The sequence below is a fragment of the Haloferax sp. DFSO60 genome (assembly GCF_046557615.1).
Classification (GTDB): domain Archaea; phylum Halobacteriota; class Halobacteria; order Halobacteriales; family Haloferacaceae; genus Haloferax.
On record NZ_JBKIII010000001.1, the window covers coordinates 259,989 to 282,887 of the forward strand.

Consider the following 22,899-nt stretch of genomic DNA (forward strand, 5'->3'; position numbering starts at 1 on the left):
TTCAGAACGTGTTGAGTGCTATTGTTTCCCACACACTCGTTCGGATTTCGAGCGACTGCGACGAGGTTAACAGCACCATAGCCGCGCTGTTCGGCGGTTCATACCTCCTTAACTGCCTGAAAATCACGAAATTCAACACGCGTCTTATTCTCTTCGCGCGGCGTAGAGAGTGAGATGACCACCTCGACAGAACGAATCGTTTCGGTTGCCTCTCAGTGGCCGGGTGTCGAAACCGCGCCGCATCGATTCGGAGGGACAGAGTTTCTCGTGGCAGACAAAGAAATCGGCCACGTCCACCACGCCGGAATTCTCGATTTAGCCATCACACGCCGCGTGCGCGACCTCCTCATCGAAACGGGACTGGGTGAACCTCATCACGTCCTCCCCGACTCGGCGTGGGTAACCTACCGCATCCACGACGAAGACGACGTTGACGGGGCGTTGCAGATACTTCGCCTCGCGTATCTGTGGCGACTGCTCTCGCTCAGACGGAGAGACATGGATATCGACCCGCGACTGGACGTCGGTACCGACCTCACTATCCTCGGTCTCCCAGCAGAAATCGACCGACTCACCCGCGACACGTTCACCGACGTGTTCGATACGCGCGCACCGGCCTGAGTGAGTCGAGCCTATTTTGCCGTGAATTTGCCAACCAGCAGTCCCGCCGCGTCAGAAAAACTTTACTAATGTTCGAGTAAACCACCAGTCATGGGTAAGAACTACGCGGACCTTCACGACCCGAACGCGGAGTACACGATGCGTGAACTCTCCGCCGACACGATGGGCGTGACGGCCAAGCGCGGTGGCGGCCGCGACGTGGAAATCACCGACGTGCAGACGACGATGGTCGATGGGAACTTCCCGTGGACGCTCGTCCGAATCTACACCGACGCAGGTATCGTCGGCACTGGCGAGGCCTACTGGGGCGCGGGCGTTCCGGAACTCATCGAGCGCATGAAGCCCTTCATCATCGGCGAGAACCCGCTCGACATCGACCGACTGTTCGAGCACCTGGTCCAGAAGATGTCTGGCGAAGGCTCCGTCGAGGGCGTCACCGTCACTGCTATCTCGGGCATCGAAATCGCTCTGCACGACCTCGCGGGCAAGATTCTCGAAATCCCGGCCTACCAACTGCTCGGTGGCAAGTACCGCGACAAGGTTCGCGTCTACTGTGACTGCCACACGGCCGACGAGGCCGACCCGCAGGCGTGTGCCGACGAAGCAGAGCGCGTCGTCGAAGAACTCGGCTACGACGCCCTGAAGTTCGACCTCGACGTTCCCTCGGGTCTCGAAAAGGACCGCGCGAACCGACACCTTCGCCCCGGCGAGATTCGCCACAAAGCGGAGATTGTCGAAGCCGTCACCGAGCGCGTGAAGGACCGTGCAGACGTCGCATTCGACTGCCACTGGACCTTCTCGGGCGGCAGTGCGAAGCGCCTCGCCGCGGCTATCGAAGACTACGACGTTTGGTGGCTCGAAGACCCCGTTCCGCCGGAGAACCTCGAAGTTCAAGAAGAGGTCACGAAGTCCACGCTCACGCCCATCACGGTCGGTGAAAACCGCTACCGTGTGACCGAACTTCGCCGTCTCATCCAGAATCAGGCGGTCGATATCGTCGCGCCCGACATGCCCAAGGTCGGCGGCATGCGCGAGACGCAGAAGATTGCGGACGTGGCTAACCAGTACTACGTGCCGGTCGCCATGCACAACGTCTCGTCGCCAATCGCAACGATGGCCTCTGCCCACGTCGGCGCGGCCATCCCGAACTCACTGGCAGTCGAGTACCACTCCTACCAACTCGGCTGGTGGGAGGACCTCGTCGAAGAGTCCGTCATCGAGGAAGGCTACATCGAAATCCCCGAAAAGCCGGGTCTCGGCCTGACGCTCGACATGGACGCTGTCGAGGAACACATGGTTGACGGCGACACGCTGTTTGACGAAGCGTAAGCTTCGGCAAGCCAGCAAACCAGAGATTTGCGCTGTTTGACGAGGCGTAAGCCGAAGTCGAAGACCACCGAGCCTCGATATTCTCACTTTCTCTCATCTCACGACAGCCACTGCTAGCTAGCTTTTGTCAACTCGCTACGTAGTTTGATGACACATGCCCGACTACACAATCGACTACGAACTGAGCGACGACGACGAGAATATTCACAACAAGTGGGACAACAGACTAGAGCCGAGAGTCACAGTCGAGCCCGGTGATGTCGTCCGATTCGAGTGCCGAGATGCGCTCGATAGACAACTCACGAGAGAATCGACAGCAGAAGACCTCGCCAACGCGAGTTTCGACCCAGTCCACCCACTGACTGGTCCGGTCGCCATCGAAGGCGCGGAACCCGGCGACGTTCTCGCGGTCGAATTCCTCGACTTCGAACACAAAGGGTGGGGCTATACGGGTTACATGCCCGGCGAGATGGGACTCGGTCTCTTGCCCGAGGATTTCGAAGAAGCGGGTCTGTACATCTGGGACCTCGGCGACGAGGTGGCACACTTCGCCCACGGTATCGAAGTCCCGCTGGACATGTTCCCCGGAATCGCTGGCGTCGCGCCCGCCGCAGTTGGCGCGCACAACACCCTCCCACCGCGCGATACCGGCGGCAACTTCGACATCAAGCACCTCACCAAAGGTTCGACGCTCTACTTGCCAATCGAAGTCGAAGGCGGGCTGTTTTCGACCGCCGACTGCCACGCGGCACAGGGTGACGGCGAGGTGTGCGTGACGGGAATCGAAGCGCCGATGTTCGTCACGGCGCGATTCGACGTGTTGAAAGACAAGTCTATCGAGCAACCCGAATTCGAGACGGCGGGTCCATTCACCCCAACTGGCCGCGACGAATCGATGTACGGGACGACGGGCATCGCCGATGACCTGATGGAGGCGACCAAAAAAGCGGTTCGCCACATGATTACCCACCTCGAAACCGAACACGGCCTCACTCGAGGCGAGGCGTACATCCTCTGTTCGGCGGCCGTAGACCTCAAAATCAACGAAGTCGTGGACGCGCCTAACTGGACCGTCTCGGCGTACTTGCCGAAGAGTCTCTTCCCGTAATTGCCGACGTCATTCGAGTCGAACACCACCGCTTGGCCGACACGCGAACACCCGTGCATCGGGGCCAACGCGCTCGGTGATTTCGGCGCGAATCTCGTTTTTCACCCGTTCGAGCGCCGCACCATCGACCAGCGCGACGGCACTGCCACCGAATCCGCCGCCGGTCATTCGCGCGCCGTAGACGCCATCGACTGCGGTTGCCAACGCCACTGCGTCATCCAGTTCCTCGCAACTGACTTCGTAGTCGTCACGGAGGCTCTCGTGGCTCTCGACTATCGCCGACCCGACCGCATCGTAGTCACCTACGGCGAGTGCATCACGAGCGCGCTGGACGCGAGCGTTTTCGCTGAGGACGTGTCGGGCGCGTCGGTACTCGGTCGGTGTCAGCGCGTCGCGGTGCTGTTCGAGGACGTCTGTGGTGACCTCTCGAAGCGATGCGAAGTCCCGGCCCGCAGCGTCACTGAGAGCGGAGACTGCGCTGTGACACTCCCGTACTCGGTCGTTGTAGCCCGAGTCGGCGAGCGCGTGCGAGACGCCCGTATCGAGTACGAGCAATCCAACGTCTCCATCACCGAGTGAGACGTGTTCAGATGCCCGCGTTTGGCAGTCCAAGAAGAGCGCCGAGTCGGGTTCGCAGAGTGCGACGGCAAATTGGTCGAGGATGCCGCATTCGACGCCCACGCCTTCGCGCTCGGCGCGCCAGCAGGCGAGTGCGAGGTCACGGCGTGAGATATCAACTCCTGCCAACTCAGTGAGGACCGTCGCAACTGCGAGTTCGAGTGCGGCAGACGACGAGAGACCCGCACCGGTCGGCAGGTTCGACGTGATGGCCAACTCGACACCCGGAATCGACTCGGTTTCGCGGAGGACGTTCGCAACGGCGGCGACGTAGGCGGCCCACCCGTCGGGACTGCCTCCCGGTTCGATGGTTCGCGTTTGGTCAAAATCGAGGGCGTGGGCGGCGATGATGTCGTCGTCACGTTCGCGGGCCGCGACAGCGACGTATCGGTTGACTGCGACGGGGAGACAGAAGCCGTCGTTGTAGTCGGTGTGACCACCGACGAGGTTCACACGTCCGGGGGCGACTGCGACGACCGGGTCTGGACCGTCGCCGAACACGTCTGCAAGCGCCGATTTCGCGCGTAAATCGAGGTCAAACTCCATTCTCGACTACTCGTTCTCGCCTATCTCTGCGCCGAGACGAGCGGCGATTTCCTTTCCCATCTCGCGGGGATTCGACTCGACTACCGTGAGCGTCGCACCGACTTCGACGCGCCCGGGTTCGAGTACGTCCGCACAGACGCCACCGCGTTCCTCCCGTAATGCGTCTACGACGTCCTCGTCGTCGATGAGTCCCGCGAGGTATGAACAGGGCGGTCGGAGCGCCGTCCCACGAAGGGTCGCTTCACCGAGTGTGAAGGTCGCATCGAGCAGGTCCGTGGGGTCGATGCCGCTGAGAACGACGTTGCGCCGATGCGCGCCGTTCGAGAGGTCCACGCCGAAGGTCTCGCGTGCATCCTCGAGTACCGCGGCATCGACGAGCGTTACCTGACAGGCGTCGGTCGCCGAGAAGTATCCGGTGCCGTCGAAGTAGCGGTCACCTTCGATGCCGCCGGGTTTCATCACGACGGCGTCTTTGGCCTTCATGGCTTCACCATTCGCCGTTGCGATGTAGAGTGATTCGACGCGACCGTCTCCTTCCGAAGTCATACTATCTTTCCACCCTCCGGTGCCGAATAGGTTGGGCTTGTAACACCTTCGTCAGCACAGCGGCTTGGGGTCCACGCCGAGTGCTGCGAGTCCGTCGGCGTAGTCGTCGTACGCGAGCTGAACGACGTATTCGGCGACCATCTGCGCTCGCTCCCAGTCTTCGGCGTCGGCACACAACTCGTCGAGCAAGTCGAGTCCGGTCTGGAGGGTCTCGTCGGTTTCAGTCTTGAGCGAGCGAAAGAGGTTCGCTTTCGGCTCGTCCGCCTCGTTGATGAAGAAACTGATAACCTGTGTATGCGCTCGAATCGAGACGAGTCCACGACCGACCATCCCTGCTGCAATGCGCTCGATAGTGTCTTCCCGTCCGCGGAGATAGCCGTGCATCATCCCCGGTTCGCTCGGAAGGTCGACGTCTTCGTCGAGGGCATTGAGTACTCGCTCGAGGTGCGTCGCCTCTTGCTCGGCGGTCGATTCGAACGCCGCTCTCGCCGACGCTTCCGGCTCGCTTTCGGCCCACTGTTCGAAGGTTCCCTGCGCAGCATGTTCGGAGAACGCCGCTGCTCGGAGTACAGCAGATTCGGAGAGGTCTGCGTCGGTCAGCGCGATGAGCAGTTTCGACGAGCCGAGTCGGTCGAGTTGTGTGTACTTCGATTGCTCGACCGACTCGCGGAGGGTCTCGGCGTTCATGTACAGTGTGTCGTCGTCATCGAATGTGAACGTTGGGCCGACGACGAAAACTATCGAATTTGATACTGTGTGGTGAGAATTGAAATACCTAAACTGAACGTTACTATGTAATGACTGACGCTGACGGCCAAGTAACGGCTGATATGCGCGCGGACGTCGATGGTGAGCGATTACTCTCAAAATTGAATATCGATACCAACGAGATTCAGCGACGGAAGACCTTCGTTCGGCTTTCTGAAGCCGACGAAGCACGACTCGAAGCACTCGAACCGGTATTCGACGATGTCGCAGACGACCTCGCAGAAGACTTCTACGACCACCTCGGTGACCACGCCGATGCGATGGCGTTTCTCGACCGCACGACGAAGACGCTCGATATTCTGAAATCCGACCAAGCGACGTACATTCGCGAACTTACCCGCGGCGAGTACGACCGCGACTACTACGCCAAGCGCGCTCGAATCGGCAAGATCCACGACATGATAGACCTCGGGCCGAAGTACTACCTCGGGGCGTACACGACGCACTACGAAGGGCTGTTTCGGGCGATTGGCGAGCAGGCGAAAGCCGAGTTCGGCGAGGAAGAGTCCGCAGAGTCCGCTGGCGTACTCGGTGGATTGCTTGGCCGAGTTCGACCGAACTCGTCCGACGAGGAGGCCATCGACGACGCTATCGACTACGTCATCGACCACATGCTTCCAGTGATGAAACTCCTTTCTCTCGACCAGCAGGTCGCGATGGAGACCTACATTCAGTCGTACAGCGAGGCCGCCCGCGAGGCCGCCGCACGCCGTCGGCGTCTCGCAAACGAGGTCGAATCTGACCTCCAAGCGCCAATCGAGGAAGTACTCGAACAGTCGGAAGTTATCACCGACCGAACCGACGACATCGAGAATATCGCACACACGCAGGCCGACGACATGGAGACCGTCTCCATGGAAGTCTCGGATATGAGCGCAACTGTCGAAGAAATCGCGGCGACAGCCGAAGAAGTCGAACGAACAAGCGCCGATGCCGCCTCTCGCGCCGCCGAAGGAGAGGATGCGGCCGACGAAGCAATCGACGTGATGCAGGACGTGAGTACCTCGGCAGAGCGCGCATCCGACGACGTGCAGCGACTCCACGACCAAATCGAGGAAATCGACGACGTACTCGAAGCCATCAACGACATCGCAGAGCAGACGAACTTGCTCGCGCTCAACGCTTCTATCGAGGCCGCCCGCGCAGGTGAAGCAGGCGATGGATTCGCTGTCGTCGCAAGCGAGGTCAAGAATCTCGCCGAAGAGTCCCAGGCCCGCGCCGCAGAGGTCGAAGAGACGGTCGATAACATCCAGTCTGAAGCGAAAGAGACCATCGAGAGTCTCTCGCAGACGACCGACCGCCTCTACGACGGCATCGACCGCGGTGAGGACGTGATGCGAAGCCTCACCGATATCTCGGCGGCAGTCGAACAGGCGAGCGCCGGTATCGGCGAAGTTGCGGCCGCAACCGACGAACAGGCCGTGAGTGCCGAGCAAATCGCCGACATGGTGGACCGTGCCAACGTCCACGCCAACGACGTCTCCGAACAAATCACGGACATCTCGGACGCGAACCGCGCACAGAACTCTCGTGTTCTCGGTATCCGTGAGTCCGTCCAGCGCCTCGGAAACACCGACGGTTCAACCACTTCGTCAACCGGACGCGCTAGCGGTACCTCACCGAGCAGTGTGCCGAGTGACGTCAGTGCCGATTCGTTCGCAGACGTCCCGTCGGACGTGAAATCAGATGCCAAAGCCTTAGAAAACGTCTCGTTCGATCAACTCGCTAACGACGGCGGCGCAGAGTCAGAGTAATTCGAGACCAACTCTTCTGTTCTTTCCACCTCTCTTCGCTCTCTTCGTTTTCTTCTCTTCACTTCTCACCGAGTGAGATTTCATCACGTCGGCGTGCGTAGTGTGTGGGTATGACGCCCGAAACGCTCGCGACCCGACTGCGGCGTGGCGACCCGACGACTGTACTCGACGTTCGCAACCGCGACGAGTTCGAAGAGTGGCACATCGACGGTCCGAGCGTCGAGGCGACCCAAATACCTGCGATACAGTTCACGCAAGCCGAAATTCGAGATTCGGTTTCCGACCTCGCTGACCGGTTCCGCGATGCACCTGCTCCGGTCGTCGTCGTCTGCGGTGAAGGTCGTGCGAGCGCCCACGTCGCCGACCTGCTCGAAAGTTCGGGTGTCGCCGCCGAGAACCTCGAAACCGGAATGGAAGGGTGGGCAAACGTATATCTCTCGGTCGAACTCGACCACGACGAGGCGACCGTCATCCAGTACCAACGCCCCTCTAGCGGGTGTCTCGCGTATCTCGTCATCGACGGTGACGAGGCCGTGGTTATCGACCCGCTCCGCGCCTTTGCCGACCGATACGTCGAGGACGCCCGCGCTCACGGGGCGAAACTCGTCGCGGCACTCGATACACACGTCCACGCCGACCACGTGAGCGGGATTCGGCGACTCACCGAGGCCGTAAACACTGTTGCCACGCTCCCGGTCGGCGCAGTCGAACGCGGACTCGAGTTCAACGCGCGACTGCTCGAAGACGGCGACGCTGTGCCGGTCGGTGAGACCGAGATTGTCGCTGTCGCGTCGCCCGGCCACACCTCCGAGATGACCGCGTATCGCCTCGGTGACCTCGTGTTCGTCGGTGACGGACTCTTCTTGGACAGTCTCGCACGCCCCGACCTCGAAGGCGGAGACGACGGCGCACCGGCGTTGGCACGACAACTCTACGAGACACTCACCGAGCGATACGCCGCCTTTGCAGACGGCGTTCGCATCGCTCCAGCGCATTACGGCGGCCACACACTCCCGACCGAAACAGGTGCATACGTCGCATCACTCGGCACGTTACGAGACCGATTGCCTGCCCTGTCGATGGGCGAAGACGAGTTCCGCTCGTTCGTTCTCTCCGAGATGCCACCGCGACCGGCCAACTACGAGCGGATTATCAGCGTCAATCTCGGACACGAGCCGCTCTCGGACGAAGAAGCGTTCGCGGTCGAACTCGGGCCGAACAACTGTGCGGTAACGGGAACAGAGTTCGAACCCGGTGCGGGCGATGCAACCGCTCACGGGTCCTAACACAGCGAGAAAGAGCTTGACAGCGAAATCGGGAGTTAGTCGTCGGCCGCGGCCGCACCACTTGCGACGTCGTCTTCGATGCTCGGCGGATAGACGCCGCGCTCGAGTTTGAGGTCGCTCTGGGGTCGGGCCATGCAGGTGAGTGCGTACTTCTCGGCCTCTTCGTCGGTTAGGCCGCGGGCGGCGGGTTGGGTGACGTCGCCTTCGAGAATCTCGGCAGAACAGGCGAGACACATGCCGACGCGGCAGGAGTACTCCTGTGCGATGCCTTCTTCGATACAGGCTTTGAGAATCGTCTGTTTGTCAGACACCGTAATCTCCTCACCTGTGCCGACGAATTCGACGGTGTACTCGGTCATACCTCGCCGTTCGAGCGACCGCATCAAAACTGTTTATCAAACGAGGCCGATTGGTGGAATTCGTCCGCTCGCTGAGGACGCATCAAGAAACGGTCCCATCCACCCGACTCCGCGAGTGGATTATCCTGCCGACTCTGCGGTCGAGTGACCGTGTTTGTCTCTGGCGGGGTCTTTGTCTGACGTCATCCGGACCGTCAGTACCGGCACGTCCGAGGTACGGACGATACGCTCGGTGACGCTCCCGAGCAGGTAGTGGTCCAACCCGGTTCGACCGTGGGTTCCCATGACGACGAGATCGATATCGTGGCCCTCGATGTACCGCTTAATCGAGCGGTAGGCCGTTCCGGTGACGACTTCTGATTCGACATCGACACCGGCCTCCTCGGCGGCATCTTCGATTTGGTGGAGGGCGACTTTGCCCTCACGTTCGAGTGCCGAGATAACGATATCTGCGCCAGCATCGAGCGAGGTGTAGATACTCGTATCGACGACGTACAAGGCGTGGATGCGCGCGCCGTACGTCTCTGCGAGCGAGACTGCGTGTTCGATGGCTTTGTCGGCCGCGCTACTCCCGTCAGTTGGTACGAGTATCTCGCGGTACATTACGTTCTATACTACGTGAGGAACGGTGATAGTTCTAGTCCTCGGCGTGATGGTCTCTCGCGGCCAAAATCGCTTCTTCGCACGTCTGCAACCCATCGACTCGTCGGGTCTCTTCGTCGAGTTCGACGGTCTTGATGGCCGTCCATCCCTCCTCGTCGTCGAAGAGGACGCCTTTGACCCACCCCTCGGTCGCGAACAAGAGACTGCGCGCGGGTTCTTCGCTCTCGACAGAGACGACCAGTTCGAACGCGTCCGAACGGTTCAGCGAACTGAGTTCGGGTGCCTTCAGCGGACGGGGCGGAAGCGATGAGATAAGGCCCATATCCGACTCGTGCAGGTGATGGGGGATGACGCTTTCGAACCACCGACTCGGAGTCGTAACCTTTCTTTTGTCTGCCGCAACACGTCCTCGCATGTCTTCCTCTCGTGTCGAGCGCCACCTCGACCGAACGACGCTCGCCGTGATTGCGGTGGCCGTTGTGGCGCTCGTCTTTCGTCTCGTCGGTCTCGGCGGTAGACCCCTCCACTGGGACGAAGCACGGGTCGGCTACTGGAGTCTCCGCTACCTCGAAACCGGCTACTTCAGCTACCGACCAATCGCCGGTGGTCCGCTCGTCTACGTACTCTCGCGGTGGTCGCTCTCACTGCTCGGACTGACCGACTTCGCTCTCCGACTCCCCGTCGCTCTCTTCGGCGGGTTGCTCCCTCTGTCAGCACTGCTCTTTCGTGGTCGCCTCCGCGACTCGGAGACTGTCGCGTTCGCCGCGATACTCGCCACCAGCCCACTGCTCGTCTACTACGGGCGCTTCGCCCGCGGCGACATCTTCGCTATCGGGTTCACGCTCGTCGCGCTCGGCTTTGCGATTCGACTCGCCGATGGTGAGGGGCAGAAAAACGCCTACGGCTTCGCGGCTGCTATCGCGCTCGCAATCGGCGCTTCGGGATTCGGTGTCGTCACACTCGTCTGCCTCGGCATCGCCGCACTCCTCGTCGTCGATCACGCTGCGCTCGTCTCGTCGGTTCGACCGGTTGCGATGCAACTCGGGACGCTCTCGTCCCGACTCGAAGATGCTGTGACGCCTGCTGCTCGGTCAGTACTCGTCTTCTTCGGATTCTACGTGTTCCTGTTCGCTCCCCGTGCAGGCGAGACTGATGCCGCCGGAATCGACTCGCCGGGGACGATTCTCACGGCAATCGACGTCGCACTCTTCGAGTCGGTTCGTCGGTTCGTCGGTGTTCGAATCGTCCATCGTGGACCCGAGGGCACGCACGAACTCTTGCCCTACTTCGGGGATATCCTCGGCCTCGTCGCACTCGCGGCCCTCCCGGTTCTCGTCCTCGCAGTCGGGTCGTTCCTCGTCGACCGCTACACCGCAGGCGGACCGCGAGAAATCGTCTCACTTGGCGCGTACTGGGCGGGCGCATCGCTGGTGTTCGTCCCGATGTTCACCGAAGTCTCCGCACCGTGGCTCGGCGTCTATCTGGTCGTCCCACTCGCCCTCCCCGCCGCGGTCGGACTCGCGGCACTCGTACGGTGGGGATGGTCTGCAATCGAGGCACGAGATGTGTCTCGGAGTTCGCTCGCGCTCTTGCTCGCCGTCGCACTCGTCGCACAGGCGGGTGCGGTTGCGGCATCAGACGTGTACGGGCCGAGTGACCGAGACAACCAACTCGCACACTACGCCCAACCGACGGACGACTTCACCGACTTCCGCGACAATCTCTCGTCGTGGGTGACACCCGACGACGACCAACCTGACGTACTCTACTACGGTCAGTCGATGTACGTCTCCGATGGTTCGACCGACTTCCCACCAGTCCCCGACGAGTGGGGTGAGCGACTTCCGGTAGACTGGTACGTCGCCCGCGAAGATGCACAGACGATATCGGCGACGACACCCACACAGGTTCGTGACCTCGAAACCGTTCCGCCTGTCGTGATTGCGCCAGCGACCGCTCGCGGTGAGTTATCGCCGATGCTCGATGGCTACGTGGCGACGGAGTACGAGACCGCCCTGTGGGGACGGTCGGTCGTCGTCTTCGTCGAAAACTAGTCGGGGCTCAGTTCAGCGGAAGCCCATCGCTTCGATCTGTTCTTGGTAGCGGTTCCGGATGGTGACTTCGGTCACCTGTGCAACGTCTGCGACCTCACGCTGGGTCTTCTTTTCGTTGCAGAGAAGGGATGCAGCGTAAATCGCTGCCGCCGCAAAGCCGGTTGGGGACTTGCCGGAGAGCAGTCCTTGTTCGGCCGAGACGTCGATGATTTCGGTTGCTTTGGCCTGTACTTCTTCGGAGAGGTCGAGTGCGGAGGCGAATCGCGGGACGAATTGTTTGGGGTCGACGGGCTTGAGTTCGAGACCGAGTTCCTGCGAAATGTATCGATAGGTTCGACCGATTTCTTTCTGGGGAACACGGGATACTTCAGCCACTTCGTCGAGCGACCGTGGGATGCCTTCCTGACGGCAGGCCGCGTACAGTGCCGAGGTTGCGACGCCCTCGATAGAGCGTCCGCGAATCAGGTCCTCGTTGAGTGCGCGGCGATAGATCACGGATGCGACCTCACGGACGGAGCGCGGGACACCGAGCGCCGACGCCATGCGGTCGATTTCACTGAGTGCAAACTGGAGGTTGCGCTCGCCTGCGTCCTTCGTGCGAATACGCTCTTGCCACTTGCGCAGGCGGTGCATCTGGGACCGTTTTTCGGAGGACAAAGAACGCCCGTAGGCGTCTTTGTCTTTCCAGTCGATGGTCGTCGTCAGGCCACGGTCGTGCATCGTCTCCGTAATCGGCGCACCAACACGGGACTTGGACTGCCGTTCAGAGTGGTTGAATGCACGCCACTCCGGGCCACGGTCGATTTGGCGTTCGTCGAGTACGAGACCACAATCGTCACAGACGAGTTCTCCCTGGTCTGCGTCCGTGACAATCTGGTCAGACCCACACTCAGGGCAATTGACCCGCTCGTCCTCTTTTGCCGTTGTCTCCTCTCGCTGACGCTGCCGGCTCGGACGTTCCATTAAAAGGTTTCTGGTGGAGCGTAAATTTAAACCTTTGTGTTAGGAAATTGACAGACGCCGCTGTCTGCCGATTCGATGCGGGCGATACCAGAAGATTCGAGTACACCTACTTATACGGTTCCCTGACAAACGGTAACCGAATGGCGAGCAGTACGGTTTCAACTCTCATTGTGTGTGTTCTCATTGTACTCGCTGGCTGTGTCGGGTCCGGTGATATCGCCGCTGGACCGACCTCGACCACGACCGATTCGACTGCGACTCAGTCGACGACTTCTACGGCGTCCGCGGAGAGCGATGTCACCGTCGAAGTCGTCGATGTGGTCGATGGCGATACGATAAAAGTCGTCATGCCGGACGGCGCACGTGAGACGGTTCGACTCCTCGGCGTCGATACACCGGAAGTCTATGGTTCGAACACGCCCGACGAATTCGAGGGTGTCCCGGATACTGAGGATGGTCGCGCGTGCTTGCGCGATGCAGGCTACGCCGCGAGCGACTTCGCCAAAGAACGCCTCTCGAACCGAACAGTCGGGCTCCGATTCGACGAGAAGGCTGGCGAACGCGGCTACTACGGTCGGCTTCTCGCCTACGTCGTGGTCGATGGCTCCGAGTTCAACTACGAACTGCTGACCGAGGGACACGCACGATTCTACGACAGTTCCCTCGAAGAGCGCGCCCGCTACGAAGCCGCCGAATTGGACGCCCGTGAGCAGGGTGTCGGACTCTGGGCGTGTGCCACTGAAGGCGGCGCGTCGGGTGGGTCCGACGCAACGACCGCCAAGGGTCTCTCGGTCTCTGTCGTTGCCGACGCTCCCGGAAACGACAACGAGAACCTCAACGGCGAGTACGTGCGACTCCAGAACGACGGCGACACGGCGTTCGACCTCTCGGGGTGGACTGTTTCTGACGCCGCTGGCGCGACGTACACCTTCGCGGATGGAACCACGCTCAACCCCGGTGACCGGCTCACACTCTACACCGGGTCGGGAACCGACACGGCCACCGAACGCTACTGGGGTCGGTCGGGTGCAGTCTGGAACAACGGCGGCGATACAATCACGATTACGACGAGCGACGGGCAAACCGCGCTCACCTACAGCTACGACTAGGCGATTTTTTGCGTAATTTGCGTGCGTCAACCGTAGACGCGTCTCTTCAGGATGTTTCGGGGGGAAGGGGCAAGGAGCATGTGCCCCCACAGACGTTGGCGTGCAATCCTCATTAGCTTCGTGGCCAGTTGAATGCCGAATTGGGGGAGTTCCTTTGCCGTCCGCCAATGATTACTATTGTGCATACACAAAGTTATTTGTATAACCAAAGGATATGTGTGAGCAACATGAGTGCATCTCACACGTCCGGCGTCCAAGCGGCCATCGACACGGGCCGCCCTGCCGACCTGACTCCCATCGTCCTCGAAGCGTCCTGTCTGGAATCGACCGCGCCCGAGTACCTCCGTGATTTGAAGGGCGGACTCGCCGACGCGGGCTACTTGCCTGCCGAACTTTCCATCGACGCCCAATTCGACGAGGACTGCCCGATTGCCGTCCAACGCGAAGCAGACCGCCTGCGTGAGTACGTGCGTGTCGCGGCATTCCTCGGCGCAGGTCGTCTCGTCGTCGATGTGAACGCGGCAACCCGACCCGACGACATCGACTCGGCACTCGCGGCACTCGAAGAGCGCGCCCGCCGCGAGGGAGTCACTTTTGCACGTCGGGGTTCCACAGAGGCCTGATGGCAACAAAGGCTGCACTGGAGGCGCAACTCGCTGTCGTCGCGGGATTCGAATCGCCGAAGGTCGCACTCGAACAGTATCCGACGCCGCCAGAACTCGCAGCACATCTCGTCCACCTCGCCGACCTCCGCGGCGACATCGAAGACCGAACCGTCGTGGACCTCGGCACGGGCACTGGCATGCTCGCACTCGGTGCCGCACTCCGCTCGCCCGAGACCGTCGTCGGCGTCGAACTCGATTCCGATGCACTCACCGTCGCACTCGATAACGCCCACCGAGTCGGGACGCACACCTCGATTCACTGGGTTCGCGCCGATGCGACGCGCCTTCCACTCTGTCTCGGTGACGACACCGAAGTCACTGTCCTCATGAACCCGCCGTTCGGTGCCCAACAGGGCAACGAACACGCAGACCGCGCGTTTCTCGAAACCGTCTCAGATATCGCCGACGTCTCCTACTCGGTCCACAACGAGGGAAGCAAGGAGTTCGTCGAGGCCTTCGCCGACGACAACGGCGGCGAGTTGACCGACGCCTTTCGGGCGACGTTCGACCTCGAACACCAGTTCGAGTTCCACGAGTCGGCGCGTCACCAACTCGACGCGGAAGTGTTCCGTATCGAGTGGGCCTAATTGTACGTCTCTTCTCTCGCAACCCGAACGCGCGTCCCGCCGTACTCGGCGAAGATGCGTGTCTCGTTTCTGACGAAGCGAACCTGGTCGTAGACGACGCTCACGTTCTCGGTCGGAAGCGGCCCTCTCACGGTCTGATTGTTTCTGTTCACCGCGAGGTCGTAGCCGGATTCGGTCGGGACGATGGAGATGTTTCGACCCCCGACGACGGGTTCTGCCCGAATTGGTCCCGTCGTGTGCGCGAGTACGGTCTCGTTGTCGGTGACGAGAAACACCCGGTAGGCTGGTGAACTCCCGGTGACGACGTAGCCGTCGCGGACCGCTGTCACCTCGTCTTGCCAGCCAACGCCGCCAAGACGAACCGTCGAATAGCCCGAGAACGCTAAGCTCCCCGTGGAGACGGCCGTCGTCCATATGCCGCGTCTTTCGCTCTGGACGATGACCCCCGAAGTGTTCGTCGTCGTCGATTCGCCGAACAGTTCGAGGTCGAACGCGGCGGTCAACCCGTTCGGGACGTTCTCGGCGTAGGTCACCTCGTAGTCACGAACCGTCACTGATTCACCGGGCAAGTCGTCGCCGTTGGCGGTAAAGAGGTTGTACGGCATCGATGGGCCAGCTAAGCCCGCACCCACGAGAAGCAAGACGACGAAGCCGACCTGCCAGCGACCAGCAGCGAACAGCGTCCCTTCGGTTGCATCCCGCTTGAGCGGACGATACGAGGATGCGACGGTGAGTGCAGCGATGAGTGCCAAGATGACGATGAGTGCGAAGCCCACGGCCCGAAAGAGGACGTAGGTTCCAGAGCCGCGGAACCAGTAGACGGCCCACATCGACTCGCCGACTGCGAAGAGAAGCACGCCTGCAAAGCTTCGAAGCCCACTGGGCGGCATCTCCTTCCGCGAGCGCATCAACCCGATGCCGAGTAGGAGTCCCATCAACAGGCCCAATGCGTGACCTTGGAGCGCGATTTCGGCCCACCACGGCGACGAGAACACGGGTCCCGCGCTCGCGGTCAACTCGGGAGAGACCATCGCGTCGTAGAACAACCGAATCACGCGCCCCGAGAAGAACACGAGAATCGTCGTCAACGGGCGCGTAACGAGTGCGAATCCGGCGAAGGCGAAGACAACTCCGGAAAAGCCGATGACCGGCCCGAGTGCGAACACCGACCCGAGGAGGCCGACGACGAACACCACGAGCGGGAAGATGACGAAGGCGCGAACGTAGGGATTCTCGCGCCACGACCCGAACGACGTCGAACCACGTCGCGTCGGGTAGTGACTCCAGATGTACTCCGCGAGCGGGGCCAGTGTCAGCGTTCCGACGAGGTTGCCGATGAGGTGTCCGGCCCCCGAGTGAGAGAATGCGGCGAACGCCATGCCGGTCGGGTAGAGATACGACCACGCCCGAAAGGGGATGACGAGTGGTCGATACCACGAGGTGTACCCGCCTTGGACGAAGAGATAGACACCGAGGACGCCCGCGACGCTGACGAGCGTCCCCCACGGAAGTCCGAAGATGAAGCGGCGACGGAGAGTACGCGAAATTCGCCCCGGGCTGTCGATGAACGCGAGCGCCGCGAGTGCGACACCGAGAGCGATGACGAGCGCAAGCCGGTGGAACGGAATCCAACCGGGAAGAGAGAGCATATGCTACCTGTGTCGTGCGAACGGGTAATAATGAAACCCGCGGAGAAAAGTGTGCGGGCTGTCAGCGAAGCACACGAGCGAGACGGCCATCACACGTCAGTGCTGCAACGAACGATGTGGGTTGAACCCGCGCGTGAGTGCGTGATTAAATCTTGCCCTCAGCGTCTTCTGCGAGTTCTTCCATCCGCTTGCCGACACGGCCAGCACTGGAGAACTCGTCGGTACTCATCGCCGATGCGAGTGCGTTGCCGAGTACGAAGACGGCGTGCTTGTGTTCGCTCTTCGACTTGTGGACGTGTGAGGGGTCCACACCGAGTTCGTCGTAGGGGTCGAAAAGGCCGTCTGGGACCTCTTCGCGCGTGGCGAAGTTGTCCTTAATGATGACCATCTGTTCGTGTAGCTCGAGTAGCTCGTCCTTGTGCATGAGAGTTCGTTAGGTGCGAGGGTATTTTAACAGTTATTGGGACCGTTTGTCAGGAATCTCAGAAGACGTACTCGTCTTCGTGGCCCATCATCCCGTCGTCTTCGAAGGTACGGTCGTCCGTAGACATCGGGCCACTGGTCTTGTACGCGCGGATTCCCGTTGACAGGAGGTCTTCGATTGCTTCATCGCGGTTGACGAACTCACCTTGTTCGACGAGCTGCACGATTTGCATCTCCAGGTGTTCCGGCACGGTAATCTCTACTTTGGGCATCTGAACGTCCGACGCTTTGAAAGGGCTGTATTTAACTCTGCCGGGGAATCCATTTGGATATCAATCCAGTTTACCGATACATTAGTGAACGCCAACAGATTCTCACGGTGATTTCTGCCCATTCCAATCGAAGAGTCGTTACTGATAGGTACGTCGGGTCGAAGGATAGGGCATGACCAAGGATGTGACCCATCTCTACGAGGAATTCGGTGGGGACCGCCTTCCACCGGGACAGCGAGAGACACAGCGGTTCCCCGTTCTCTCGAAGAGCGGGACGCCTTCGTGGGACCCCGAAACGTGGGCGTTCGAGGCGTGGGGCGCGGTGGACAACCCGCTCACCCTCTCGTTCGACGAGTTCCAAGACCTACCCTCCGAGACGCAGATTCAGGACTTCCACTGCGTCACCGGATGGAGCAAGTTCGACTGCGAGTTCGAAGGCGTCACGTTCCCGACGCTCGCCGAGGAAGCGGGCGTCCAAGACGAGGCAATTCACGTGATGTTCCACGCGCTCGACGGCTACACCACGAACCTCCCGCTGGAGACGTGCATGCGCGACGAAGTGATGCTCGCCTGGGGCTACGATGGCGACGACCTCCCGGCGGACCACGGCGGCCCGCTTCGCGTCGTCACCCCACACAAGTACGCCTACAAAGGAGCAAAGTGGGTGACTGGTGTCGAATTCCTCACCGAACCCGAACGCGGCTACTGGGAGAAGCGTGGGTACTCGAACACTGCGAACCCGTGGAACGAAGAGCGGTACAGTTAGAGACGCGTCGGTTTTCCTCTTCTTGGTGTTGACACTTATGTCAGTGGATAGCCAATTGTGTGTCCAATGGAACAGCCCTCCTCATTAGAAAAAACCAAGACGCGAATCGACGCGTTCCGGATGAAGCAGGCGTCCCGTGAGCGAATTGCCACTCGCCAACGAGAGCGCCTCCAGTCTCTCCTCGAATTCGTGGTTCGTGAATCGAGGTTCTACAAGCACCTGTACGAAGACGTCGAGCGGCCGATAACGGACCTCGAATCGCTCCCACCAGTGACCAAATCACAGTTGATGGAACACTTCGATTCAGTCGTGACCGACACAGCGGTCGAACTCGCGGACGTACGGTCGTTTACGAGCGAGACCGAGAACATCGGGAAGCGCTTTCTCGGCCGATATCCGGTGTGGACGACATCTGGAACGACCGGTGAACCGGGAATCTTCCTGCAGGACGACTGGTCGTTGCTGGCTCCCGATGCCGTCGGTGACCGCTGGTCCGCGTCTGCCATGTTGAACGTCCAGACCATCCTACAAGTCGTGAAGCACAACGCTCGGACGGCAGAACTCGCGGTCGGCGGCGGGCACTTCGCCGCTGCGTCCGGCGTCGAGATGCTTCGGAGAGAGAATCCATTTCTCCGCGACCGAATGCGACTCACCTCCCCCGACCGTCCGATTTCAGTCGTCGCCAACGAACTCGAAGCGTTCGACCCCGCTATCATCGTCGGGTACTCGACGGTGTTGCTGGAACTCGAACGAGAACAACGTGCTGGCCGTCTAAACATCTCGCCAGTGTACATCACTCCGAGTGGTGAAGCCATCACTGACGCTGAGAAGAAGCAACTTCGAGAGACGTTCGACTGCATCGTCAGGGAGGTGTACGGCGCGACAGAGTTCTACGGTATCGCCGTCGAGTGCGGCCACGGCAACCTCCACGCGAATACCGACTGGGTCGTCCTCGAACCAGTAGACGAAGACTACCAACCTGTCGAATTTGGAGAACCGTCTGATACCGTTCTCGTGACGAACCTCGCAAACCGCATTCAACCCCTCGTCAGATACGACCTCGGTGACAGCGTCACGATGTACGAAGAACGCTGTCCCTGTGGCAGCAACTTTCCCGTCTTGGAAGTTGAAGGACGCCAAGGTGACGTGTTGCACTTCGAGGCGACCGGTGGCGAGCGCGTCACAATCTTTCCGCTACCGCTCTCCGGAGTCGTCGAAGCGGTTTCCGGCGTCCGCCGCACACAGATTGTTCAGACTGCCCCACAAGCACTCTCCGTGCGACTCGACATCGAAAAAGAGGCTGACGAATCGGCGGTCTGGATGCAAGTCGAGTCGGATTTAGCTGACTTCTTCGCCGACCAGGGCGTCATCGACCTGACCATCGAACTGGCGTCCGAACCCCCGACTCGCAACCCGCGAAGTGGGAAGTTTAGACACGTCTGGGCCGCGGAGTGAGCGTTGGAAAAGCCCTCCGCGTCGCCCGCTCTCAGAGTTAGTCGCTGGATGCTACGGCCTCTCTACGACCTTCGCGGATGATTTCCGCACACCGTTTCGGATGCGCGAAGAATGAGGAATCTCTCTTTGTTTCGTTTCGGTGGTGTCGCCATCGTCGTCTCCGACACCCGACTCGATTCCCCGACTCTGGTGTCGCGTCGGGCGGTTACAATCCATCGGCCATGTTCAGAGTTAACACTTGTTCGGTCACCTATGACACGTACGTGTCGGAACAGAAGGGAGAGGTTCAAGCGTCCCCGGTCCTGAACGTCGTGCGATGGAACCGTTGCGGACCGACGAGATTGTGACCCACCTCGTCAGTAGGTCAGTTCGGATTGCCGCACCGCCCGTCGAGGCGGCGCTCGCGGCGATGAACCGTCCACGAACGATGTGGACGGCCCCGGACGAACCCACTGTCGTTGGCGGCGGCGAAGCCGTCGCGGTCGAGGCTGACAGCCCGGCCCGCCTCACTCGCGTCCGCGAGACGGCAACCGCACTCCTCGACGATGCAGACATCGACGGCCCCGATATCGCCCGCCCGCGGTTTTTCGGCGGCCTCGCGTTCCACGAGGCGGCAACCGGCCGCGACCCGTGGACCGACTTCCCGGCCGCGCGCTTCGTCGTTCCCGAAGTGCAACTCGTCTTCAGCGGCGACGAGGCGTGGATAACGCTGACCGTCCGCGATGGAGACGCAGCGTCACTCTCCGACCGACTTGCAGACCTTCATGAGACGTTCGAGTCGCTCACCGAGCGCGCGCCTGCGGAGCCGCCGGGCGTTGCAAGCCGCCACCGAACCACCTCACTCGAAGCGTGGCACGAGAGCGTCGATGCCGCCGTCTCACGGATTCGTGCGGGCGACCTTCGGAAGGTCGTCCTCGCGCAGGCGCTCGAAGTCGAGCTCGAACAGGCGATTTCCGTGCCGGACATGCTGGCTCGTCTCGGCACGACCTACCCGGACTGTCACCGCTTCCTCGTCGAACCCAAGACAGGAGCGAGTTTCCTCGGGGCGACACCCGAGCGTCTCGTCTCGATTCGAGGCGAGACTGTCGAGACCGGGGCGCTCGCGGGGACGACGGGTCGCGGCGACACCGACGACGAAGACGAATGGCTCGCCGAAGAGTTACTGGCGAGTACGAAGGACAACCACGAACACGAACTCGTCGCAGAGGCGATTCGAGAGCAACTCGACCCCTTCTGCGAGTCGATTCGCGTCGGCGAACGCGGTGTGCGAAAACTCGCAACTGTCCAGCATCTCTGGACGCCAATCGACGCGACGCTCGAACGCGAGGAACACGTCCTCGACCTCGTCGAAGCACTCCACCCGACGCCTGCCGTCGGTGGGCTTCCGCCCGCAGACGCGTTCGATGTCATCCGCGATACCGAACCGTTCGACCGTGGCTGGTATGCCGCCCCAGTCGGCTGGTTCGATGCGAACGGTGACGGGAGTTTCGCGGTTGCGATTCGCTCTGCGGTCGTCGATGAGACCGTCGCAACGCTCTTTGCGGGTGTCGGACTCGTCGCTGACTCCGACCCCGACGCCGAATGGGACGAAGTCCAACTGAAATACCGACCGATTCTGGACGAACTCGAACACCAATGACTGCGCCGAACCGAAACGCCCTCTGGGCACGGACGTTTGTCGATGAACTGGCTCGCACCGGCATCAACGCGGTGTGTATCGCACCCGGAAGTCGCTCGACACCGCTCACAGAAGCGTTCGACCGCCACGACGACATCGAGACGTTTTCGCACCTCGACGAGCGCTCTGCGGCCTACTTTGCACTCGGCAGAGCGCGGCGAACGGGCGATGTAACACCCATCGTCTCCACTTCGGGAACGGCGGCGGCGAACTTTCATCCCGCCGTCATCGAAGCCTCACAGGCCCGCGTGCCGATGCTCGTGTTGACTGCCGACCGCCCACCCGAACTCCGAGACAGCGGCGCGAACCAGACGATCGACCAAGAGAAACTCTTCGGCGACGCGGTTCGCTGGTACAAGGACATGCCCGAACCGGAGGCGACCGACCGCAAACTCCGGGGGCTTCGAACGACTGCCGCACGTGCCGTCTCAGAATCCACGGGGTCCGACGCAGGACCAGTTCACCTCAACTTCCCGTTCCGAAAACCGCTCGAACCGGTCTACGTCGAAGGCGATGTTCCCAGTGGCCTCAGCCGTGACGCCCTCGATGGCCGCGATGGCGACAAACCGTACGTCAAAACCGAGGTGAGCGTTCCCGAACTCTCTGAGGACCGCCTGCGGAAACTCGCCGAAGACCTCTCGGCAGACCGCGGGCTCATCGTCGCTGGGCCTGCCGATGCACCGGGATTCAACACCGAGGCAATCGTCGCGCTGGCGCACGCAACTGGCTTCCCAATCGTTGCCGACCCACTCTCCGGACTCCGATTCGGCGGTCACACCCGAACGACGACTGTCCTCGGCGGCTACGACGCCTACCTCGACGAGCGCGTCACAGACGACTGGGCCGCCCCCGAAGTCGTCTTCCGGATCGGTGCGTCGCCCACGTCAAAACCACTCCGCAAGTACCTCGCGCGGACCGACGCCCGGCAGTTCCTCGTTGACCCGACGGGTCGCTGGCGCGAAGCCGAGTTCACGGCGACCGACTTGCTCGCCGCCGACCCGTCGATGCTCGCGTGGCGTCTCTCGCAACTCGTCCGAAACCGCCCCGACACCGAGTGGAACCAGCAGTGGAAAGACGCCGAAGCAGCCCACTGGAACGTTGTCGAAGAATCCGACGACGTGTACGAAGGAAAGATTGCAAGCACCGTCGCCGACCTCGCGCCCGAACCGGCGACCATCTTCGTCTCGAACTCGATGCCCGTCCGCGACCTCGACCGATTCGGTCACCCCTCGGAGCAGGCGCGAACTGTCCTCGGGAATCGCGGGGCGTCGGGAATCGACGGTATCGTCTCCTCCGCACTCGGCGCAGGGTCGGCCACGACCGACCACCTGACGCTTCTGACGGGCGATATCGCCTACTACCACGATATGAACGGCCTGCTCGCGCTGGGCCGACTCGGTATCGAGGTGACTATCGTCCTCGTCAACAACGACGGCGGCGGCATCTTCCACATGCTCCCCATCGAGGACTACGAACCACCGTTCACCGACCAGTTCAAGACGCCCCACGGCCTCGACTTCTCGGCGACTGAGGGGCTGTACGACCTCTCGTTCGAGTCGGTCTCTCCGGACGAGTTCGCCGACGCCTACACCGAATCCGTTGCGTCCGACGGCACCGACGTTATCGAGGTCCGCATCGACGCCAAATCGTCGCACAACGTCCGCGACGACCTGAAAGAGCGAGTCGTCGAACGGTTGACCGAATAGCTGCTAACTAGTTGACCAACTGACTTTTCTGTCG

23 protein-coding genes are annotated in these 22,899 nt (G+C 61.1%); 13 read left to right on the plus strand and 10 right to left on the minus strand.

Translation table 11 applies throughout. From position 1 onward, the window contains the following. Window positions 1-174 precede the first annotated feature (174 nt). From ACK509_RS01280 to ACK509_RS01290, 3 genes are all read left to right on the plus strand, one after another. Entirely contained in the window at window positions 175-621 is a 447-nt protein-coding gene (locus ACK509_RS01280; RefSeq protein WP_410764679.1) for a luciferase family protein, read from the plus strand. Window positions 622-711: 90 nt separating this feature from the next. After that, window positions 712-1,950, plus strand: a complete 1,239-nt coding sequence (locus ACK509_RS01285) for a mandelate racemase/muconate lactonizing enzyme family protein (protein ID WP_410764681.1) — start codon at window positions 712-714, stop codon at window positions 1,948-1,950. Between the two features lie 154 nt (window positions 1,951-2,104). Next, window positions 2,105-3,058, plus strand: a complete 954-nt coding sequence (locus ACK509_RS01290; RefSeq protein ID WP_410764682.1) for an acetamidase/formamidase family protein — start codon at window positions 2,105-2,107, stop codon at window positions 3,056-3,058. 9 nt (window positions 3,059-3,067) lie between these two features. Here the strand turns inward: ACK509_RS01290 and galK are convergent, their stop codons facing one another. From galK to ACK509_RS01305, 3 genes are read right to left on the minus strand one after another with little or no spacing between them, the layout of a single operon-like run. Beyond that, window positions 3,068-4,222, minus strand: a complete 1,155-nt coding sequence (gene galK / locus ACK509_RS01295) for a galactokinase (protein WP_410764683.1) — start codon at window positions 4,220-4,222, stop codon at window positions 3,068-3,070. 6 nt (window positions 4,223-4,228) lie between these two features. After that, window positions 4,229-4,768, minus strand: coding sequence for an MOSC domain-containing protein (locus ACK509_RS01300; protein ID WP_410764684.1), 540 nt, complete (start codon window positions 4,766-4,768; stop codon window positions 4,229-4,231). Between the two features lie 51 nt (window positions 4,769-4,819). Beyond that, window positions 4,820-5,455, minus strand: coding sequence for a rubrerythrin family protein (locus ACK509_RS01305; RefSeq protein WP_410764685.1), 636 nt, complete (start codon window positions 5,453-5,455; stop codon window positions 4,820-4,822). Window positions 5,456-5,565: 110 nt separating this feature from the next. On the opposite strand from ACK509_RS01305, the gene ACK509_RS01310 reads away from it, so the two are divergent. Next, the gene (locus tag ACK509_RS01310) at window positions 5,566-7,290 is read left to right on the plus strand and encodes a globin-coupled sensor protein (protein WP_410764687.1); all 1,725 of its coding nucleotides are present in this window, start codon (window positions 5,566-5,568) and stop codon (window positions 7,288-7,290) included. Window positions 7,291-7,400: 110 nt separating this feature from the next. Next, window positions 7,401-8,576, plus strand: a complete 1,176-nt coding sequence (locus ACK509_RS01315) for an MBL fold metallo-hydrolase (protein WP_410764688.1) — start codon at window positions 7,401-7,403, stop codon at window positions 8,574-8,576. Window positions 8,577-8,611: 35 nt separating this feature from the next. Here the strand turns inward: ACK509_RS01315 and ACK509_RS01320 are convergent, their stop codons facing one another. The 3 genes from ACK509_RS01320 to ACK509_RS01330 form a co-directional block, all read right to left on the minus strand. Next, window positions 8,612-8,935 carry a 2Fe-2S iron-sulfur cluster-binding protein gene (locus tag ACK509_RS01320; RefSeq protein ID WP_410764689.1) on the minus strand — a complete coding sequence of 108 codons (324 nt, stop codon included), beginning with the start codon at window positions 8,933-8,935 and terminating at the stop codon, window positions 8,612-8,614. A 120-nt stretch (window positions 8,936-9,055) separates the two neighbouring features. Then, window positions 9,056-9,538 carry a universal stress protein gene (locus tag ACK509_RS01325; RefSeq protein WP_410764691.1) on the minus strand — a complete coding sequence of 161 codons (483 nt, stop codon included), beginning with the start codon at window positions 9,536-9,538 and terminating at the stop codon, window positions 9,056-9,058. 34 nt (window positions 9,539-9,572) lie between these two features. Next, window positions 9,573-9,860 carry a hypothetical protein gene (locus ACK509_RS01330; protein ID WP_410764693.1) on the minus strand — a complete coding sequence of 96 codons (288 nt, stop codon included), beginning with the start codon at window positions 9,858-9,860 and terminating at the stop codon, window positions 9,573-9,575. 91 nt (window positions 9,861-9,951) lie between these two features. Between ACK509_RS01330 and ACK509_RS01335 the strand changes: the two genes are divergently transcribed. Further along, window positions 9,952-11,592 carry a flippase activity-associated protein Agl23 gene (locus ACK509_RS01335; RefSeq protein ID WP_410764694.1) on the plus strand — a complete coding sequence of 547 codons (1,641 nt, stop codon included), beginning with the start codon at window positions 9,952-9,954 and terminating at the stop codon, window positions 11,590-11,592. A gap of 12 nt (window positions 11,593-11,604) precedes the next feature. Here ACK509_RS01335 and ACK509_RS01340 read toward each other — a convergent pair whose 3' ends face one another. Next, complete coding sequence (locus tag ACK509_RS01340; protein WP_410764695.1) at window positions 11,605-12,555, minus strand: transcription initiation factor IIB; 951 nt, start codon at window positions 12,553-12,555, stop codon at window positions 11,605-11,607. A 140-nt stretch (window positions 12,556-12,695) separates the two neighbouring features. Between ACK509_RS01340 and ACK509_RS01345 the strand changes: the two genes are divergently transcribed. The 3 genes from ACK509_RS01345 (at window position 12,696) to ACK509_RS01355 (ending at window position 14,916) form a co-directional block, all read left to right on the plus strand. Further along, window positions 12,696-13,664 carry a lamin tail domain-containing protein gene (locus ACK509_RS01345; protein WP_410764696.1) on the plus strand — a complete coding sequence of 323 codons (969 nt, stop codon included), beginning with the start codon at window positions 12,696-12,698 and terminating at the stop codon, window positions 13,662-13,664. A gap of 227 nt (window positions 13,665-13,891) precedes the next feature. Next, window positions 13,892-14,287, plus strand: coding sequence for a hypothetical protein (locus ACK509_RS01350; protein WP_410764697.1), 396 nt, complete (start codon window positions 13,892-13,894; stop codon window positions 14,285-14,287). Beyond that, window positions 14,287-14,916: an METTL5 family protein gene (locus tag ACK509_RS01355; RefSeq protein WP_410764698.1), complete on the plus strand. Its 630-nt coding sequence runs from the start codon at window positions 14,287-14,289 to the stop codon at window positions 14,914-14,916. The genes ACK509_RS01350 and ACK509_RS01355 overlap by 1 nt, the downstream gene beginning before the upstream one ends. Here the strand turns inward: ACK509_RS01355 and ACK509_RS01360 are convergent. The 3 genes from ACK509_RS01360 to ACK509_RS01370 all read right to left on the minus strand — a co-directional run bounded on the left by ACK509_RS01360 (window position 14,913) and on the right by ACK509_RS01370 (window position 17,260). Next, complete coding sequence (locus tag ACK509_RS01360; protein WP_410764699.1) at window positions 14,913-16,565, minus strand: rhomboid family intramembrane serine protease; 1,653 nt, start codon at window positions 16,563-16,565, stop codon at window positions 14,913-14,915. The genes ACK509_RS01355 and ACK509_RS01360 overlap by 4 nt on opposite strands. Before the next feature lie 145 nt (window positions 16,566-16,710). After that, complete coding sequence (locus tag ACK509_RS01365) at window positions 16,711-16,989, minus strand: UPF0058 family protein (protein ID WP_410764700.1); 279 nt, start codon at window positions 16,987-16,989, stop codon at window positions 16,711-16,713. Window positions 16,990-17,047: 58 nt separating this feature from the next. Continuing rightward, a complete protein-coding gene (locus ACK509_RS01370; RefSeq protein WP_410764701.1) occupies window positions 17,048-17,260 on the minus strand; it encodes a ribbon-helix-helix domain-containing protein in 213 nt (70 codons plus the stop codon). Window positions 17,261-17,432: 172 nt separating this feature from the next. Between ACK509_RS01370 and ACK509_RS01375 the strand changes: the two genes are divergently transcribed. The 4 genes from ACK509_RS01375 (at window position 17,433) to menD (ending at window position 22,865) form a co-directional block, all read left to right on the plus strand. Next, complete coding sequence (locus tag ACK509_RS01375) at window positions 17,433-18,026, plus strand: sulfite oxidase-like oxidoreductase (RefSeq protein ID WP_410764702.1); 594 nt, start codon at window positions 17,433-17,435, stop codon at window positions 18,024-18,026. 66 nt (window positions 18,027-18,092) lie between these two features. Beyond that, window positions 18,093-19,481, plus strand: a complete 1,389-nt coding sequence (locus ACK509_RS01380; protein WP_410764703.1) for a phenylacetate--CoA ligase family protein — start codon at window positions 18,093-18,095, stop codon at window positions 19,479-19,481. A gap of 316 nt (window positions 19,482-19,797) precedes the next feature. Beyond that, window positions 19,798-21,120, plus strand: a complete 1,323-nt coding sequence (locus ACK509_RS01385; protein ID WP_410764704.1) for an isochorismate synthase MenF — start codon at window positions 19,798-19,800, stop codon at window positions 21,118-21,120. Beyond that, window positions 21,117-22,865 (plus strand): 2-succinyl-5-enolpyruvyl-6-hydroxy-3-cyclohexene-1-carboxylic-acid synthase, encoded by a 1,749-nt coding sequence (menD, locus tag ACK509_RS01390; RefSeq protein WP_410764705.1) that lies wholly within the window; start codon window positions 21,117-21,119, stop codon window positions 22,863-22,865. Before ACK509_RS01385 ends, menD begins: the two co-directional genes overlap by 4 nt. The last annotated feature ends 34 nt before the right edge of the window (window positions 22,866-22,899 follow it).

Coding starts and splice junctions, on each gene's coding strand:
- ACK509_RS01365 (WP_410764700.1), bottom strand. CDS start 16,989: ATGCACAAGGACGAGCTACTCGAGCTACACGAACAGATGGTCATCATT.
- menD (WP_410764705.1), top strand. CDS start 21,117: ATGACTGCGCCGAACCGAAACGCCCTCTGGGCACGGACGTTTGTCGAT.
- ACK509_RS01385 (WP_410764704.1), top strand. CDS start 19,798: ATGGAACCGTTGCGGACCGACGAGATTGTGACCCACCTCGTCAGTAGG.
- ACK509_RS01355 (WP_410764698.1), top strand. CDS start 14,287: ATGGCAACAAAGGCTGCACTGGAGGCGCAACTCGCTGTCGTCGCGGGA.
- ACK509_RS01320 (WP_410764689.1), bottom strand. CDS start 8,935: ATGACCGAGTACACCGTCGAATTCGTCGGCACAGGTGAGGAGATTACG.
- ACK509_RS01345 (WP_410764696.1), top strand. CDS start 12,696: ATGGCGAGCAGTACGGTTTCAACTCTCATTGTGTGTGTTCTCATTGTA.
- ACK509_RS01335 (WP_410764694.1), top strand. CDS start 9,952: ATGTCTTCCTCTCGTGTCGAGCGCCACCTCGACCGAACGACGCTCGCC.
- ACK509_RS01300 (WP_410764684.1), bottom strand. CDS start 4,768: ATGACTTCGGAAGGAGACGGTCGCGTCGAATCACTCTACATCGCAACG.
- ACK509_RS01375 (WP_410764702.1), top strand. CDS start 17,433: ATGACCAAGGATGTGACCCATCTCTACGAGGAATTCGGTGGGGACCGC.
- ACK509_RS01305 (WP_410764685.1), bottom strand. CDS start 5,455: ATGAACGCCGAGACCCTCCGCGAGTCGGTCGAGCAATCGAAGTACACA.
- ACK509_RS01280 (WP_410764679.1), top strand. CDS start 175: ATGACCACCTCGACAGAACGAATCGTTTCGGTTGCCTCTCAGTGGCCG.
- ACK509_RS01330 (WP_410764693.1), bottom strand. CDS start 9,860: ATGGGCCTTATCTCATCGCTTCCGCCCCGTCCGCTGAAGGCACCCGAA.
- galK (WP_410764683.1), bottom strand. CDS start 4,222: ATGGAGTTTGACCTCGATTTACGCGCGAAATCGGCGCTTGCAGACGTG.
- ACK509_RS01360 (WP_410764699.1), bottom strand. CDS start 16,565: ATGCTCTCTCTTCCCGGTTGGATTCCGTTCCACCGGCTTGCGCTCGTC.
- ACK509_RS01380 (WP_410764703.1), top strand. CDS start 18,093: ATGGAACAGCCCTCCTCATTAGAAAAAACCAAGACGCGAATCGACGCG.
- ACK509_RS01315 (WP_410764688.1), top strand. CDS start 7,401: ATGACGCCCGAAACGCTCGCGACCCGACTGCGGCGTGGCGACCCGACG.
- ACK509_RS01325 (WP_410764691.1), bottom strand. CDS start 9,538: ATGTACCGCGAGATACTCGTACCAACTGACGGGAGTAGCGCGGCCGAC.
- ACK509_RS01340 (WP_410764695.1), bottom strand. CDS start 12,555: ATGGAACGTCCGAGCCGGCAGCGTCAGCGAGAGGAGACAACGGCAAAA.
- ACK509_RS01350 (WP_410764697.1), top strand. CDS start 13,892: ATGAGTGCATCTCACACGTCCGGCGTCCAAGCGGCCATCGACACGGGC.
- ACK509_RS01290 (WP_410764682.1), top strand. CDS start 2,105: ATGCCCGACTACACAATCGACTACGAACTGAGCGACGACGACGAGAAT.
- ACK509_RS01310 (WP_410764687.1), top strand. CDS start 5,566: ATGACTGACGCTGACGGCCAAGTAACGGCTGATATGCGCGCGGACGTC.
- ACK509_RS01370 (WP_410764701.1), bottom strand. CDS start 17,260: ATGCCCAAAGTAGAGATTACCGTGCCGGAACACCTGGAGATGCAAATC.
- ACK509_RS01285 (WP_410764681.1), top strand. CDS start 712: ATGGGTAAGAACTACGCGGACCTTCACGACCCGAACGCGGAGTACACG.